At 68.8% G+C, this 13,111-nt stretch carries 12 protein-coding genes; 9 read left to right on the forward strand and 3 right to left on the reverse strand.

Annotated features, from left to right (window positions below):
- Positions 1-11: 11 nt before the first annotated feature.
- From ABZV44_RS14630 to ABZV44_RS14645, 4 genes are all read left to right on the forward strand, one after another.
- Entirely contained in the window at positions 12-218 is a 207-nt protein-coding gene (locus ABZV44_RS14630) for a cation transporter (RefSeq protein ID WP_354836070.1), read from the forward strand.
- On the forward strand, positions 215-1,114 hold the full coding sequence (locus ABZV44_RS14635) for a hypothetical protein (RefSeq protein WP_354836072.1): 900 nt from the start codon (positions 215-217) through the stop codon (positions 1,112-1,114). Before ABZV44_RS14630 ends, ABZV44_RS14635 begins: the two co-directional genes overlap by 4 nt.
- Positions 1,111-3,351: a heavy metal translocating P-type ATPase gene (locus tag ABZV44_RS14640; protein WP_354836074.1), complete on the forward strand. Its 2,241-nt coding sequence runs from the start codon at positions 1,111-1,113 to the stop codon at positions 3,349-3,351. The genes ABZV44_RS14635 and ABZV44_RS14640 overlap by 4 nt, the downstream gene beginning before the upstream one ends.
- A 121-nt stretch (positions 3,352-3,472) precedes the next feature.
- Positions 3,473-3,973 (forward strand): LpqN/LpqT family lipoprotein, encoded by a 501-nt coding sequence (locus ABZV44_RS14645; protein ID WP_354836076.1) that lies wholly within the window; start codon positions 3,473-3,475, stop codon positions 3,971-3,973.
- Between the two features lie 8 nt (positions 3,974-3,981).
- Here the strand turns inward: ABZV44_RS14645 and ABZV44_RS14650 are convergent, their stop codons facing one another.
- Complete coding sequence (locus ABZV44_RS14650) at positions 3,982-4,581, reverse strand: DUF4126 domain-containing protein (RefSeq protein ID WP_354836078.1); 600 nt, start codon at positions 4,579-4,581, stop codon at positions 3,982-3,984.
- 122 nt (positions 4,582-4,703) lie between these two features.
- On the opposite strand from ABZV44_RS14650, the gene ABZV44_RS14655 reads away from it, so the two are divergent.
- On the forward strand, positions 4,704-5,177 hold the full coding sequence (locus ABZV44_RS14655) for a hypothetical protein (RefSeq protein WP_354836080.1): 474 nt from the start codon (positions 4,704-4,706) through the stop codon (positions 5,175-5,177).
- Positions 5,178-5,354: 177 nt separating this feature from the next.
- Here ABZV44_RS14655 and rsmA read toward each other — a convergent pair whose 3' ends face one another.
- Positions 5,355-6,236, reverse strand: coding sequence for a 16S rRNA (adenine(1518)-N(6)/adenine(1519)-N(6))-dimethyltransferase RsmA (gene rsmA / locus ABZV44_RS14660; RefSeq protein ID WP_354836082.1), 882 nt, complete (start codon positions 6,234-6,236; stop codon positions 5,355-5,357).
- 221 nt (positions 6,237-6,457) lie between these two features.
- Between rsmA and ABZV44_RS14665 the strand changes: the two genes are divergently transcribed.
- Positions 6,458-7,966 carry an alpha/beta fold hydrolase gene (locus tag ABZV44_RS14665; protein ID WP_354836084.1) on the forward strand — a complete coding sequence of 503 codons (1,509 nt, stop codon included), beginning with the start codon at positions 6,458-6,460 and terminating at the stop codon, positions 7,964-7,966.
- 18 nt (positions 7,967-7,984) lie between these two features.
- On the opposite strand, the gene ABZV44_RS14670 is transcribed toward ABZV44_RS14665, so the two are convergent.
- Positions 7,985-9,145, reverse strand: coding sequence for an alpha/beta fold hydrolase (locus ABZV44_RS14670; protein ID WP_354836086.1), 1,161 nt, complete (start codon positions 9,143-9,145; stop codon positions 7,985-7,987).
- 158 nt (positions 9,146-9,303) lie between these two features.
- Here ABZV44_RS14670 and ABZV44_RS14675 point away from each other — a divergent pair, with 158 nt between their 5' ends.
- From ABZV44_RS14675 to ABZV44_RS14685, 3 genes are all read left to right on the forward strand, one after another.
- On the forward strand, positions 9,304-10,071 hold the full coding sequence (locus ABZV44_RS14675; protein ID WP_354836088.1) for an SDR family NAD(P)-dependent oxidoreductase: 768 nt from the start codon (positions 9,304-9,306) through the stop codon (positions 10,069-10,071).
- Between the two features lie 125 nt (positions 10,072-10,196).
- Complete coding sequence (locus ABZV44_RS14680; RefSeq protein ID WP_354836090.1) at positions 10,197-11,471, forward strand: serine hydrolase domain-containing protein; 1,275 nt, start codon at positions 10,197-10,199, stop codon at positions 11,469-11,471.
- Positions 11,453-13,072 (forward strand): FAD-dependent monooxygenase, encoded by a 1,620-nt coding sequence (locus tag ABZV44_RS14685; protein WP_354836092.1) that lies wholly within the window; start codon positions 11,453-11,455, stop codon positions 13,070-13,072. The genes ABZV44_RS14680 and ABZV44_RS14685 overlap by 19 nt, the downstream gene beginning before the upstream one ends.
- Positions 13,073-13,111: the final 39 nt, after the last annotated feature.

A 13,111-nucleotide genomic window follows, 5' to 3' on the forward strand; every position in this document is an offset into this window, starting at 1 on the left:
AGGAGACCACCATGGCCACCAGCACCTACACCGTCACCGGCATGACCTGCGGCCACTGCGTCGGTTCGGTGCAGAAGGAGATCGCCAAGATCGACGGTGTCACCAGCGTGGATGTGGATCTCGCCACCGGCCTGGTCACCGTCGAGTCCGGCGCCGCGCTCGCCGACGCCGATGTGGTCGCCGCCGTCGACGAAGCGGGTTACGAGGTGACGGTGTGAACGATCGGCTGAAGTTCGCTGCCTTCGGCGGCGGACTGGTCGTCTTGTTCGGAGCCGCGCTCGGTATCGGCGCCCTGGTGGGCGACCGGTCCGGCGCGGCCCCGGCCGAGGCCGCCCCCGACCACAGTCGGCACGAGGCCGCCGCGGCGACGGGCCTGCAGGACAGCCTCTCCGGCTACACCCTCGGCGATATCAGCGCCCCCGCCGCCCCTGATCAGCAAGGCGCACTGCAATTCCGAATCACCGGACCGCAGGGCGCCGTCACAAGCTACAACGATCTACATGAGAAGGACCTGCACCTGATCGTGGTCCGCTCGGACGCCAGCCAGTTCCGGCACGTGCATCCGACCCGGGCGGCCGACGGCACCTGGTCCATCAACTGGAAGTGGGCCGAACCCGGCAGCTACCGCGTGTTCGCCGACTTCTCCCCCGCCGGCGGACCCGGCGAACTGGTGCTCAGCCGCACCATCGCGGTCGCGGGGAATGTGACGGGCAAGCCACTGCCGCCGGTCGCGAAGACCGCCGAGGTGGACGGCTACCGCGTCACCCTCGACGGCGACCTGACCACGGCGGGCAGCGAACTCACCTTCACCGTTACCCGCGACGGCAAGCCGGTGACCGATCTGCAGCCCTACCTGGGCGCGTACGCTCATCTGGTGGCGCTACGGGCCACGGACCTGGCCTACCTGCACGTCCACCCGGAGGGTGAGGTCGGCAGGACCGTACCCGGCCCCGATGTCGTCTTCCACGCGCAAGCGCCGAGCGACGGCAACTACCGCCTGTACCTGGACTTCCAGCACGGCGGCGCGGTGCACACCGCGGAATTCACCGACGAAGCATCCACTGCCGCATCCGATTCGGATGCGCCCGCCCACCACGGAGGAGGTCAGTCATGAGCGCCCCGGCGCCCGAGCGTTCGATCGAACTCGATATCGGTGGGATGACCTGCGCCTCCTGCGCGGCCCGGATCGAGAAGAAGCTCAACCGCATGGACGGCGTCACCGCGTCCGTGAACTACGCGACCGAGAAGGCGAAGGTCAGCTTCCCGGAGTCGGTGACGGCCGATGATCTGATCGCCAAAGTCGTCGACACCGGCTACACCGCCGCCGTGCGCCACACCGAACCGGTGAAAACCGAGGCGGCCGAATCCGATTCGGCCGCCTCGGCGGCGGATCAGCTGCGGCACAGGCTGTTGGTGACGCTGGCGCTGGCCGTGCCCGTGGTCGCCATGGGCATGTTCCCGCTGCTGCAGTTCACCAACTGGCAGTGGCTGTCGCTGACCCTGACCGCGCCGATCGTGGTGTGGGGCGGGTCGCAGTTCCACCGGGCCGCGTGGGTGAACGCCAAGCACGGCGCGGCCACCATGGACACGCTGATCTCGCTGGGCACGCTGGCCGCCTTCGGCTGGTCGGTGTACGCACTGTTCTGGGGCACGGCCGGCATGCCCGGCATGAAGCACCCGTTCAGCCTGGCCATCGAGCGCGGCGACTCGTCGTCGGCGCTGTACTTCGAGGTGGCGGCGACGCTGATCACCGCGATTCTGGCGGGCCGCTACTTCGAGACCCGGTCCAAGGAGAAGGCGGGATCCGCGCTGCGGGCGCTGCTGGAGCTGGGCGCGAAGGACGTGTCGGTGCTGCGGGCCGGCGTCGAAACCCGCATCCCCATCGGCGATCTGCGAGTCGGTGAGGAGTTCCTGGTTCGTCCCGGTGAGAAGGTCGCCACCGACGGTGTGGTGGTGGGCGGCAGTTCGGCGCTCGACATGAGCATGCTGACCGGCGAATCGGTGCCGGTCGAGGTGGGTCCCGGCGATCAGGTGGTGGGCGCGACCGTGAACGCGGGCGGCCTGCTGACTGTGCGCGCCACCCGGGTCGGCGCGGACACCCAGCTGGCGCAGATGGCCGCGCTGGTGGAGGAGGCACAGAACGGCAAGGCTCCCGTGCAGCGGCTGGCCGATCAGGTGGCGGGCGTGTTCGTGCCGATCGTCATCGCGATCGCGGTGGCGGCGCTGGGCTTCTGGCTCGGCACCGGCGCGGCCGTGGCGACCGCGTTCGGCGCGGCGGTGGCGGTGCTGATCATCGCCTGCCCGTGCGCCCTCGGCTTGGCCACGCCCACGGCTCTGCTCGTGGGTACCGGGCGCGGCGCGCAGCTGGGCATCCTGATCAAGGGCCCGCAGGTGCTGGAGTCGACGCGGCGCATCGACACCGTGGTGCTGGACAAGACCGGCACCGTCACCACCGGCAAGATGACGCTCGCCGAGGCGATTCCGGCCGCCGGCGTGGATGCCGACGAGCTGCTGTCGGTGGCCGCGGCCGTCGAGCACGGCTCCGAGCACCCCATTGCCAAGGCCGTGGTCGCCGGTGCGGCCGAGCGCGGACTCGACACCGAGAAGGTGGAGCAGTTCGTCAGCCACGGCGGCAAGGGCGTGCAGGGTCTGGTCGGCGAGCGGGCGGTGGTCATCGGACGCGTCGAGTTGCTCGAGGACTGGTCCATCGCGCTGCCGGAGTCCTTGGCGGACGCCAAGATCCGGGCCGAGCGGGCGGGAAAGACGGCCATCGTGGTGGCCTGGGACGGGCAGGCGCGCGGCGTGCTGGTCATCGCCGACGCGGTGAAACCCACCAGCGCCCAGGCGATCTCGGAGATGAAGGCGCTCGGCCTCACCCCGGTGCTGCTGACCGGGGACAATGCGGCCACCGCCCGCACGGTCGCGGATCAGGTGGGCATCGAGCAGGTCATCGCCGAGGTGCTGCCCAGCGACAAGCTGGACGTGGTCAAGAAGCTGCAGGACGAGGGCAAGGTGGTCGCCATGGTCGGCGACGGCGTCAATGACGCGGCCGCCCTGGCCCAGGCCGATCTGGGCCTGGCCATGGGCACCGGGACCGACGTCGCCATCCAGGCCGCCGACCTCACCCTGGTGCGTGACGACCTGCGCGCGGTGCCGACCTCGATCAAGCTGTCGCGGGCCACGCTGCGGACGATCAAGGGAAATCTGTTCTGGGCCTTCGGTTACAACGTGGCCGCCATCCCGCTGGCCGCCGCCGGCCTGCTGAACCCGATGCTCGCCGGTGCCGCCATGGCACTGTCCAGCGTGTTCGTGGTCAGCAACAGCCTGCGACTGCGCCGCTTTCGCGGATGAGGGACACCGGTCACTCGTCCCGCGATACCGGCAGGGCCGCCCCGATCACCGGATCCGGGCGGCCCTGTCGCATCGTGTTGAATGGCGGGTGACCACCGCCGTCCCCTCGCGAGGAGCCCCGTTGACCACCATCGCCGAATACCTGGCCGCCGCCCAGATCGAGGCCGCCCCGGTCGACCCCGCAGCTCCCGGCGCCCCCAAGGTCGCCGTCGGCATTCCCGAAGGCTGGCAGCAGGTTCCGCCGAGCATGTTCCCCGGCTCCTACGGCGTCTGGACCCAGACCCCCGTGAACGGCTGGGCCGACAACGCCGTGGTGCTGGTCGCCACCTTCACCCCGCCCGTCGATGCCCGCGAGCTGCTCACCCACGCCTTCGACGATGCCCGCCGGCTTCCCGGCTGGGAGGACCTCGAAACCGACACCACCGACTTCGAGGGCTGGCCGTCCGCCGGCATCACCGGCACCTACAACGTCGAGCAGCTCACCCTCTGGGCCTACAACCGCTACATCATCGTCGAGTCCGAGAACGGCCAGTACCTGGTCCAGCTCACCATCACCACTCGCAGCGACAGCGACGGCGCCGGCCCCACCACCTTGCTCCAGGGCCTGTCCATCTCGGCCTGACCCGCCGCCTAGCGCGGCTCGAGCTTGTTCGAGCCGCGCCTGCCGCGCAGCCGTCGAACCGCCCGGAATGCCAACCGGCCCAGCCCGATCAGCACGATCAGCAGCACGATGAAGGCGACCACCGGGACCACCAGCGCCAGCATCGTGAGCGCCAGTGAGACTCCGTCCTCGGCGGTGGAAACCACTGGATTCCCCACGCCCGCAGTCGTTCCCGTGACCAACGGTCGCGCCACCGTCCGACCGGCGTGCACACTGCCCGCGGTGACGGCGCCCAGGACGGCGGCGACCGCGGGCGGCAGATGCGAGGACAGACTGGTCTCGGCCGCGAACAGGATCGCCCCCGACACCGGAGCCACGAGCGTCCCGATGCCGTGCAACACCGAATCCAAGGCCGGGATTTTGTCCCCCACGAGATCGAGCACCAACAGCACCGCGATACCGATCAACGCCGGGGTCGACGACAACCACCCGTACGAGCTCCCCAGATCGATCCACCCGGCCCGATCCGCGACCCCCACCACCAGCAGCGGCAGCCAAGCATTCAAACCCGCCGCCCCCGACAGCCCGAAGGCGCCGAGAACCGCCCCTACAGCCGACGTGATCTCCATGCCCCCAGTGTGAGCGACGAAGCCCCGGGCAGTCGGATGCCGCGATCGACGAGTAGCGTGGAGTGGCGGTTTGCCGACCAGTTGCCTTATCCCCGCGGTATACGTGAGGAAGGACGAGAGTCATGAAGCGAGGCGCACTGAAGATCGCAGCAGTACCGCTCCTGCCGATGTTGGCGTTCTTGGTACCGGCCGGTCCAGCAACTGCGGACCCCCTGAATTTCGATTCGGCTCAGGTCACCGGTTCCACGCCGGGGTGCTCGGGCACGGCCGACGCCCAACTGTCGGCCGATCAGGGTCAGACGGGCGATACCTTCGTCGACAGCTCGGCCAAGGTGACGGTGAACTTCATCCCCGACACCAATGCCCTCGACTCGTTGCTGGCATCGCCCGGAAGCTGCGAAATCTCCACCACTGTCACCATGCAGAACCTGGACAACGGCACGAGCACGACAGAGACGAAAACCACCGAGTACGACAGCCATTACGGCTGGCACGCCGCCGTCTTCACCATCGAAGGCTCCGGCCGGGTTTCCGCCCAGGTGAGCACGAACCCCAGCCCATCCCAGCTGACCATCGACGTCCCCGCACCGAGCTGATCACGCCCCAGCACACCCGGACAGACCGGGTGCCATAACCGCGCACTACCGGCAAACCGCGAAGAATCCCGCACGTCGATCGTCCGCGTGACCGCGTCGACCGCTTCGGCCGGCGCGGTCAGCACATGCACAAGTGACGGAAATGCGCTCAACCGCGCCGACGGACGAGTCTTCGGCTCATTCCTGCTGGGCGAGGCGGACGTAGGCGGCCGTATCGAGGGTTTCACCGCGGGCGGTGGGCGCGATTCCGGCTGCGGTGAGGCGCTTTTCGGCCTCGGCAGCGGAACCCGCCCAGCCCGCGAGGGCGGCGCGAAGGGTCTTGCGGCGCTGGGCGAAGGCGGCGTCGATGACGGCGTAGACGCGCCGGCGGAAGGATTCGTCCTGGGGCCAGGGGGATTCGGGGAATCGGTCGATGCGCACCAGCCCCGATTCGACCTGGGGTACGGGCCAGAAGATCTGGCGGCCAACGGTTCCGGCGCGACGAACCGTCCCGAAGAAGCCCGCCTTGACGCTGGGCACGCCGTAGATGCGGCCGCCGGGAGTGGCGGCGAGGCGGTCGGCCACTTCCAGCTGCACCATGACGAGAGTGGTTCGGATGCTGGGGAATTCGGCCAGCAGGTGCAACAGCACCGGCACGGCCACGTTGTAGGGCAGGTTGGCCACCAGCGCGGTCGGCGCGGCGGGCAGGTCGGCGTGGGTGACCTTCATGGCGTCCATGGGGACGACGGTCAGCCGATCGGCGAGCTCGGGGGCGCGCGCGGCGGCGGTCTGCGGCAGGTGGGCCGCGAGGGTCGGGTCGATCTCGACGGCGATGACCCGGTCGACCACGTCGAGCAGCGCCAGGGTCAGCGAGCCCAGGCCGGGACCGACCTCGAGCACGGTGTCGTCGCGGTGGACACCCGCGGTGGCGACGATGCGGCGCATGGTGTTGGCGTCGTGGACGAAATTCTGCCCGAGCTGCTTGGTCGGGCGGACGCCGAAACGCTCGGCCAGCTCACGCACTTCGGCGGGCCCCAGCAGGGCGGCTTTTCCACGACCGGCGACTTCGGGTTCGGACATTCTGGAAAACCTATCAAGCTGCGTGAATCACCCGGGCACCCGGTCACACCGCGAGGGCGATGGCGGGCGGAGTCTAACACTGAAGTTAGCCATGCATTTGCCAGCTCGCTCGGCGGGCGTGGCGGCCCCGCGCGCCGGACCAAATCCGCCATGTCGCACCGTCTTTCACCAGGTATCCGAGTAGCGTCGCCCCTTGGGAACACAACCGTGAAGGAGAGTGCATGCCCGCTCGGCGGATTCGACGGCTCGTCCTGGGCGCGACGCTGCTGACCGCGGCGGTCACGCTGCCCGCGGGACCGGCGAATGCGGACACGGCCCCGGGAATGGACCGCTTCTACCACCAGACACTGGAGTGGAAGCCGTGCGACAACGCAGCCCTCGACGCCGCCGGCGCGCGGTGCGCGGGCGTCCTGGTACCGCTCGACTACAGCAATCCGGACGGTCGCACGCTCACCGTCGCGATCTCCCGCATCGCCGCCACCGACCCGGCGCGCCGCCGTGGCATCCTGGTCACCAATCCGGGCGGTCCGGGCGGCGCCGGCCTGGCGATGACGGTCAACACCCAGAAGGCCATGACCGCGGACGTCCGCGCGCAGTACGACCTGATCGGCATGGACCCGCGTGGCGTCGGCCGCTCCGACGCCGTCAATTGCACGATTCCGGTGCCCACCATGCTCTTCTCCGCCGGATTCGACGTGTTCGGCTATGCCCGCGACACCGCCGTGGCCGCGGCGCTGGCCACCGCGTGCGTGGGCACCGACCCGGAGAAGGCCCGCAAGATCACGACTCGCAATACCGCGCGCGACATGGACCTCATCCGAAGCCTGCTCGGCGAGAAGAAGCTCAACTACTTCGGCGCGTCCTACGGCACCTATCTGGGCGCGGTCTACACGCAGATGTTCGGCGACCACGCCGACCGCATGGTCTTCGACAGTGCCGTCGACCCGGACCGCTACTACGTCGGGCTCTACCAGGACATGGGCGCGATCAACGAGTACGCCCTCGACGACTGGGCGAAATGGGCGGCCCGCCACGACGATCAGTACCACTTCGGCAGCACCCCGGAGGCGGTGCGCGCCTGGGTCGAGGACCTCATCCGGCGGTCCGCGGGTCATGAGATCTACGGCAGCGGCTACCTGGTCGACGAGCACACCATTCCCATGATGCTGCTGGCGCTGCTGCCGAACCCGCAGCTGAATCCCAACCTCGCCGAAGTGCTGACCATGGTGGCGTCGGGCGTGGCAGGCGGCCCCATCGACATGGACGCGCTGAAGGCCAAGATCGTCTCCGTGGTGCCGCTCGACGCCGCCGGCATGGCCGCCATCATGTGCGGCGACAAGGCCGCGCCGCGCGATCCCGCCTGGTACTACGGCAATGTCGAGGCCGCGCGGCCCACGCAGCCGGTGTTCGGGGCGTTCGCCAACAACATCACCGCCTGCGCCTTCTGGCCGGACCCGGTGGAACCGCCCACCGAGATCCACAATGCGAGCCCGGTGCTGATCGTGGCCAATGTCCACGACACTCGCACCGCATACTCGGAAGGGCTTGCGCTGCACGCGGATCTGACCGGGTCACGCCTGGTGACGCTGGCGGACACCAGGATTCACGGCGCGTTCCGGCCGGACCTGAGCCCGTGCCTGAACACTATCGTGAACACCTACTTCGCCACCGGTGTCCGCCCGGACCAGGACGTCACCTGCGAACCCGATTTCGGCTGGTTCCCGAAGTAAGAGATCACGCGACCATCGTCACGGCACGGTGGGCGCGGCCAGGATCCGATCGCTGAACGCGCCGATGGCATTCCACATCTGCGGGTTCAACTGGGTATGGGTGCCGGTGCCGACCACCGTCTGGAAGTCCGCGCCGGCGGCGGCGAGCTGCGCGGCCAGCGCCGCGTGCAACGGGGACGGCACAGTGGTGTCATTGGTGTTGAGCAGCAGCAGGATCGGCGCGTTGTAGCCGTTGACCGGCACCGCCATGTACTCGCTCATGGCGGCCTGGAATTCGGGGGTGTCGAGCGGCCGCGACAGCATGTCGCCGATGCCCATGCCGTCGACCACCTTCATGATGTCCGCGAAGCACAGGCTCTCCGAGGCGTCCACGGCCTGCTTGCCGCGCGGGGTCAGGTAGCTGTCGACATCGACCTCGGGATGGGTGGCGCGCAGCCCGGCCAGCATACTGACCACGAACCCGTTGACCGCGGTCCCGGCCTGACCGGGGATCTCCGGCGCCCAGGGACCGACGAACGGGGCGATCTTCTCCAGATCCGATTCCGGGTCGACCGCGATGGCGCCGCGGAAGTCGAGGTCGGGGGTCTGCGACACCTGCAGGTGCGCGGTGCCCAGCGCCGCCTGACCGCCCTGCGAGAAGCCGGTCACCGCCCAGGTGCGCGAGAGCTCCGGATTCGTGGCGCGGGCCGCCTTGACCAGGTCGATAGTGGCACCGGCCTCGGTACTGATCTCCAGGTACGGGTGCGGGCCGGTGTCGAAGCGGCCCAGGCCCAGATAGTCCGGCGCGACCACGGCGAAGCCCTTGTTCACGAAGTACTGCAGCACCTGGTCTTCCTTGGCCCGGCTCACCTTCGAGGTGTCGGTCTGCCCGCCGCAGCCCGGTCCCATGCCGGAGGTGCCGTGGTCGTAGGCCATGATCGGCCAGCCGCCCGCGGGCGCGGGACCGGACGGAACGAACAGCGCGCCACTGGCTTTCACCGGTTCGCCATTGGAGCGGGTGGTCCAGTAGTCGATGATGGTGCCGTTCGGCAGGCCGCGGAAGCCGTCCGGTAGCGCGGTGGTGGCGAAGGCGGTGCCGGCCGTTTCGGCGTGAGCCGCGGTTCCCGGCAGGACCAGCAGCGTGCCCGCCGATGCTACGGCCGCGGTGAAAATCCGTGTACGCCAACCAACCGACCGCATGAATCCTCCATCAGTCCCGACCCGATGACCATTCCTGTTCGGGGCCCGAGTTTATCGATTTGAACGGAGGACCAGTATGAGAAGACTCTGGCAACCAGCTACGCCCAATTGGGCGCCGGCCCATTGACGTGCCTTGAAACTTGTTCTAATTTCTCGCCATGTCGCGCAGATACGAAGGCCGCCGAGTACTTGTCACCGGAGCGGGATCGGGCATCGGACAGGGCGTGGCCCTGCGACTGCTCGAAGAGGGAGCCCACCTGGTCGCCGCCGATGTGAACGAGGCCGGACTGGCCGCCACCGTCGACGCCGCCCCCGCCGATCAGCGCGAGCGCCTGCGCACCATCACCCTCGACATCTCCGACCCGGTGGCGGTCCGCGCCGTCACCGCCGAGGCCCTCGAATTCCTCGGCGGCCTGGACGTTCTGGTGAACGCCGCGGGCATCCTGCGCGCCGCGCACACCCACGACATGCCCCTCGAGGACTGGAACAGGGTCATCTCGGTCAACCTGACCGGTACCTTCCTCATGATCCAGGCCGCGCTGCCCGCGCTCATCGAATCCGGGCACGGCGTGATCGTGAACTTCTCCTCCACCTCGGCGTTCGGGTCCAATCCCTATATGGCCGCGTACTCCGCGTCGAAGGCGGGCGTCAACGCGCTCACCCACTCCATCGCGCTGGAATACGTGAAAAAGGGCCTGCGCGCGGTCAATATCGTGCCCGGCGGCATCAGCACCGGCATCACCTCCGGCCTGGAACTGCCCGCCGACGCCGACTGGACGCTCATGGCGCGGCTGCCCGGGTGGATCGAGGGCGGCGCGCTCGGCAAGCCCGAGGACATCGCGGGTGTCGTGGCCATGGCGGCCTCCGATGACGGCCGCTACATGACCGGCACCGAGCTCCGCGTCGACGGTGGCGCACTGATGTAGCGACACCGCCCATTTCCATTCGCGACCGGTTGGTACGGAGTTAGGCTGACAAACGCTTCAGCAGCTTCATAACCACGTTCCAGCGGACCGGACGGAGAGTTATGGGATACCGGCGGAGTTTCGGCGTGCTCATCGCAGCCGTGGCGTTGACGGTCGCCGCAGGGTGTGGATCGTCGAACGATACGGGGTCCAAGGAGCCCGGATACGCCGCGACATTGCGGCCCATCATCACCGAACTGATGAAGGACAACGCCATTCCGGGAGCGGTGGTGGTGGTCGAGTCGCCCAAGGACGGCGACTGGACCGCCACCTTCGGGACCGGGACCATCGGCAAGGACGATCCGATGACGGTGGACGACCACTTCCGGATCGGCAGCAATACCAAGACCATGACGGTGACGGTCCTGATGCAGCTCGCCCAGGAGGGCAAGCTCTCGCTCGGCGATCCGATCGGCAAGTACTGGCCGGGCGTGCCGAACGGGGACCGCATCACCCTCGCCCAGCTCGCCGAAATGCGCAGCGGCCTCTACAACTACACCTTCGACTACGACTTCAGCGCCGCGATCGACAAGGATCCACAGAAGGTGTGGACCCCGGAGGAATTGCTGGCCATCGCGTTCGCGCACCCGGTCGATTTCCCGCCGGGCGAGAGATTCGAGTACTGCAACACCAACACCATCCTGCTGGGACTGGTCATCGAGAAGGTCACGAATATGCCTGTGGCCGACAACTTCCGGCAGCGCATCTTCGAACCGCTCGGGTTGAAGCACACGTCGTTCCCCGCGCCGGCGGACTCCTCGATGCCGGATCCGCATCCGCAGGGCTACGCCTTCGGCACCATGGTCTCCACCATCGACACCTTCGCACTGCCGCCGGATCAGCAGGCCGCCGCGCTGGCGGGCACGCTGAAACCGGGCAACCAGACGACCTCGAGCCCGTCGTGGACCTGGACCGCGGGTGCGGCGATCTCGACGGTCGACGATATGACCACGTATACGAAGGCGCTCGTCGACGGCAAACTGCTCGACGCCGAGTTCCAGAAGATGCGGATGGACAGTATCCAGCCGATCGATCCGGCCAATCCGGCCATGGCCGGGTACGGCCTGGGCCTCGTGCGTTTCGGTGAGCATCAGTTCGGGCACGACGGTCAGATCCCGGGCTACATGACCTACATGGCGTCGGACCCGGACTCCGGCCTCACCATCGTGGTCGCCACCAACCTGGCGGCCGTCCCCTCCGGCGAAGGGTCGGCGCTGGTACTGGTGAAGGGCATGCTGCCCACCTTCTACGGCTCCGGTGCTGTGCCCGGACACGATCCGGCACAACGTAATTCGGCTACGAACAACCCCGCGGCGTCTGTATCCCCGACAGGTTCGACCCCATGGACGACACCGCGGTAGTCATCGCGGGCGCCGGACCGGTCGGCCTGACCGCGGCGATCGAGCTGCGCCGCCGCGGCGTGCCGTGCCGGATCGTCGACCCGCTGCTGAAACCGCCGCAGTACGCGAAAGCCGTTGGCATCCAACCGCGTGCGCTGGAAGTGTTCGAGCAGATGGGGGTGCTGCGCCGGATTCTGGACGCGGCGATCCAACTGCACGGGCAGCTCGCCTTCGTCAATGGCGAGCCGGGCCCGCGCATCGAGCTGACGCTGCCTCCGGACGTGCCGTTCGGATTCGTCGGCCTGCCGCAGTACGAGACCGAGCGAATTCTGCGGGACCGGCTCGCCGAGCTGGGCGGCGCCGTCGAACGGGGTACGCGGGTCGCGGCTTTCGAGCAGGACGCCGACGGGGTCACCGTGACGCTCGCGAGCGACATGGGCGAGAAGACCACGCGGGCAAGCTATCTCGTCGGTTGCGACGGCGCGCACAGCACGATCCGCAAGACGCTGGGTCTCTCCTTCGAGGGCGCGGCCTTCACCGAGCACTACATGCTCGGGGACGTGGAACTGAGCTGGTCGATGCCGCGCGGCTACAACATCCGCGCGAGCCACCAGACCGACGGCGTCACCGATGATCTGCTGGTCTGCATCCCGCTCCCCGGCCGGCACCGGTACCGCATCTCCATGCTCCTCCCCGACGGCCGGACACCCGACCGGGCGACCGGCGACGACGGCGTCGAGCACGGCTTCACCACCGGGTGGACGCCCGATCTGCCCGATCTGCAAGCGGTCGTCGACCGGCTCGCCCCCGAACCGGCACAGGTGTCGAACCTGCGCTGGTCCTCGGTCTTCCGGATCAGCCACCGCATTGTCGATTCCTACAGCCGCGGAAGGGTTTTCGTGGCGGGTGACGCCGCCCATATCCACCCGCCCACCGGCGCCCAGGGCATGAACACCGGCATCCAGGACGCCCACAATCTGGCCTGGAAACTGGCCTTGGCGCTCACCGGTGACGCCTCCGAAACCCTGCTCGACTCCTACGACGCCGAACGCCGTCCGGTCGGCGAGGAGGTCGTCGGCCGCACGGTCCGCAGCGCCCGCGAGGGCATCGGGGCGGATTCCACCGATCCCGGCTACGTCCTGCGCCGGGAGGCCCAGCTGCTCATCGACTATGCCGGCAGTCCGATCGTCGCGCCGTCTCCGCCCGGCGAGCCCGCCCCGCCGGCGGGCGCCCGCGCCCCCGACGCCCGCGGCCTGACCCGCGACGCCGTCGCCTTCGACTTCCGGCTGCTGCCCCTCATCGATGGCACCGCCCACACCCTGCTGCTCTACGCGGACGACACCACCACCGATCACGACCTGCGCGACCTGGAACAGCTGGCCGTCACCGCGACCGCTACGGCCCACGGCCACCTGGACGTCTACCTGATCGCCGCACCCCGGGCCGGCGCGGCCGCGACCAGCCTCCCGCTGATCCGCGACACCGCAGGCGAATTCGCCCGGGCCTACCGCGCGGGCCACGGATCGGCCTTCGTCATCCGTCCCGACGGCTACCTGGGCTTCGCCTGCCGCCCGGCCACCACTGCCGACCTCGTCGACTTCCTCGAATCCACTTTCCGGTGACCCTGCGCGTTCGTGTCGAGCGCCGATCGCCCGGGCTGC

It is taken from the genome of Nocardia sp. NPDC004860 (genome assembly GCF_040609015.1).
Classification (GTDB): domain Bacteria; phylum Actinomycetota; class Actinomycetes; order Mycobacteriales; family Mycobacteriaceae; genus Nocardia.

What these genes read in the sequence shown, in the direction of transcription:
- ABZV44_RS14630 (WP_354836070.1), top strand. Translation starts at nt 12, where the DNA reads ATGGCCACCAGCACCTACACCGTCACCGGCATGACCTGCGGCCACTGC.
- ABZV44_RS14640 (WP_354836074.1), top strand. Translation starts at nt 1,111, where the DNA reads ATGAGCGCCCCGGCGCCCGAGCGTTCGATCGAACTCGATATCGGTGGG.
- ABZV44_RS14650 (WP_354836078.1), bottom strand. Translation starts at nt 4,581, where the DNA reads ATGGAGATCACGTCGGCTGTAGGGGCGGTTCTCGGCGCCTTCGGGCTG.
- ABZV44_RS14655 (WP_354836080.1), top strand. Translation starts at nt 4,704, where the DNA reads ATGAAGCGAGGCGCACTGAAGATCGCAGCAGTACCGCTCCTGCCGATG.
- rsmA (WP_354836082.1), bottom strand. Translation starts at nt 6,236, where the DNA reads ATGTCCGAACCCGAAGTCGCCGGTCGTGGAAAAGCCGCCCTGCTGGGG.
- ABZV44_RS14665 (WP_354836084.1), top strand. Translation starts at nt 6,458, where the DNA reads ATGCCCGCTCGGCGGATTCGACGGCTCGTCCTGGGCGCGACGCTGCTG.
- ABZV44_RS14670 (WP_354836086.1), bottom strand. Translation starts at nt 9,145, where the DNA reads ATGCGGTCGGTTGGTTGGCGTACACGGATTTTCACCGCGGCCGTAGCA.
- ABZV44_RS14675 (WP_354836088.1), top strand. Translation starts at nt 9,304, where the DNA reads ATGTCGCGCAGATACGAAGGCCGCCGAGTACTTGTCACCGGAGCGGGA.
- ABZV44_RS14685 (WP_354836092.1), top strand. Translation starts at nt 11,453, where the DNA reads ATGGACGACACCGCGGTAGTCATCGCGGGCGCCGGACCGGTCGGCCTG.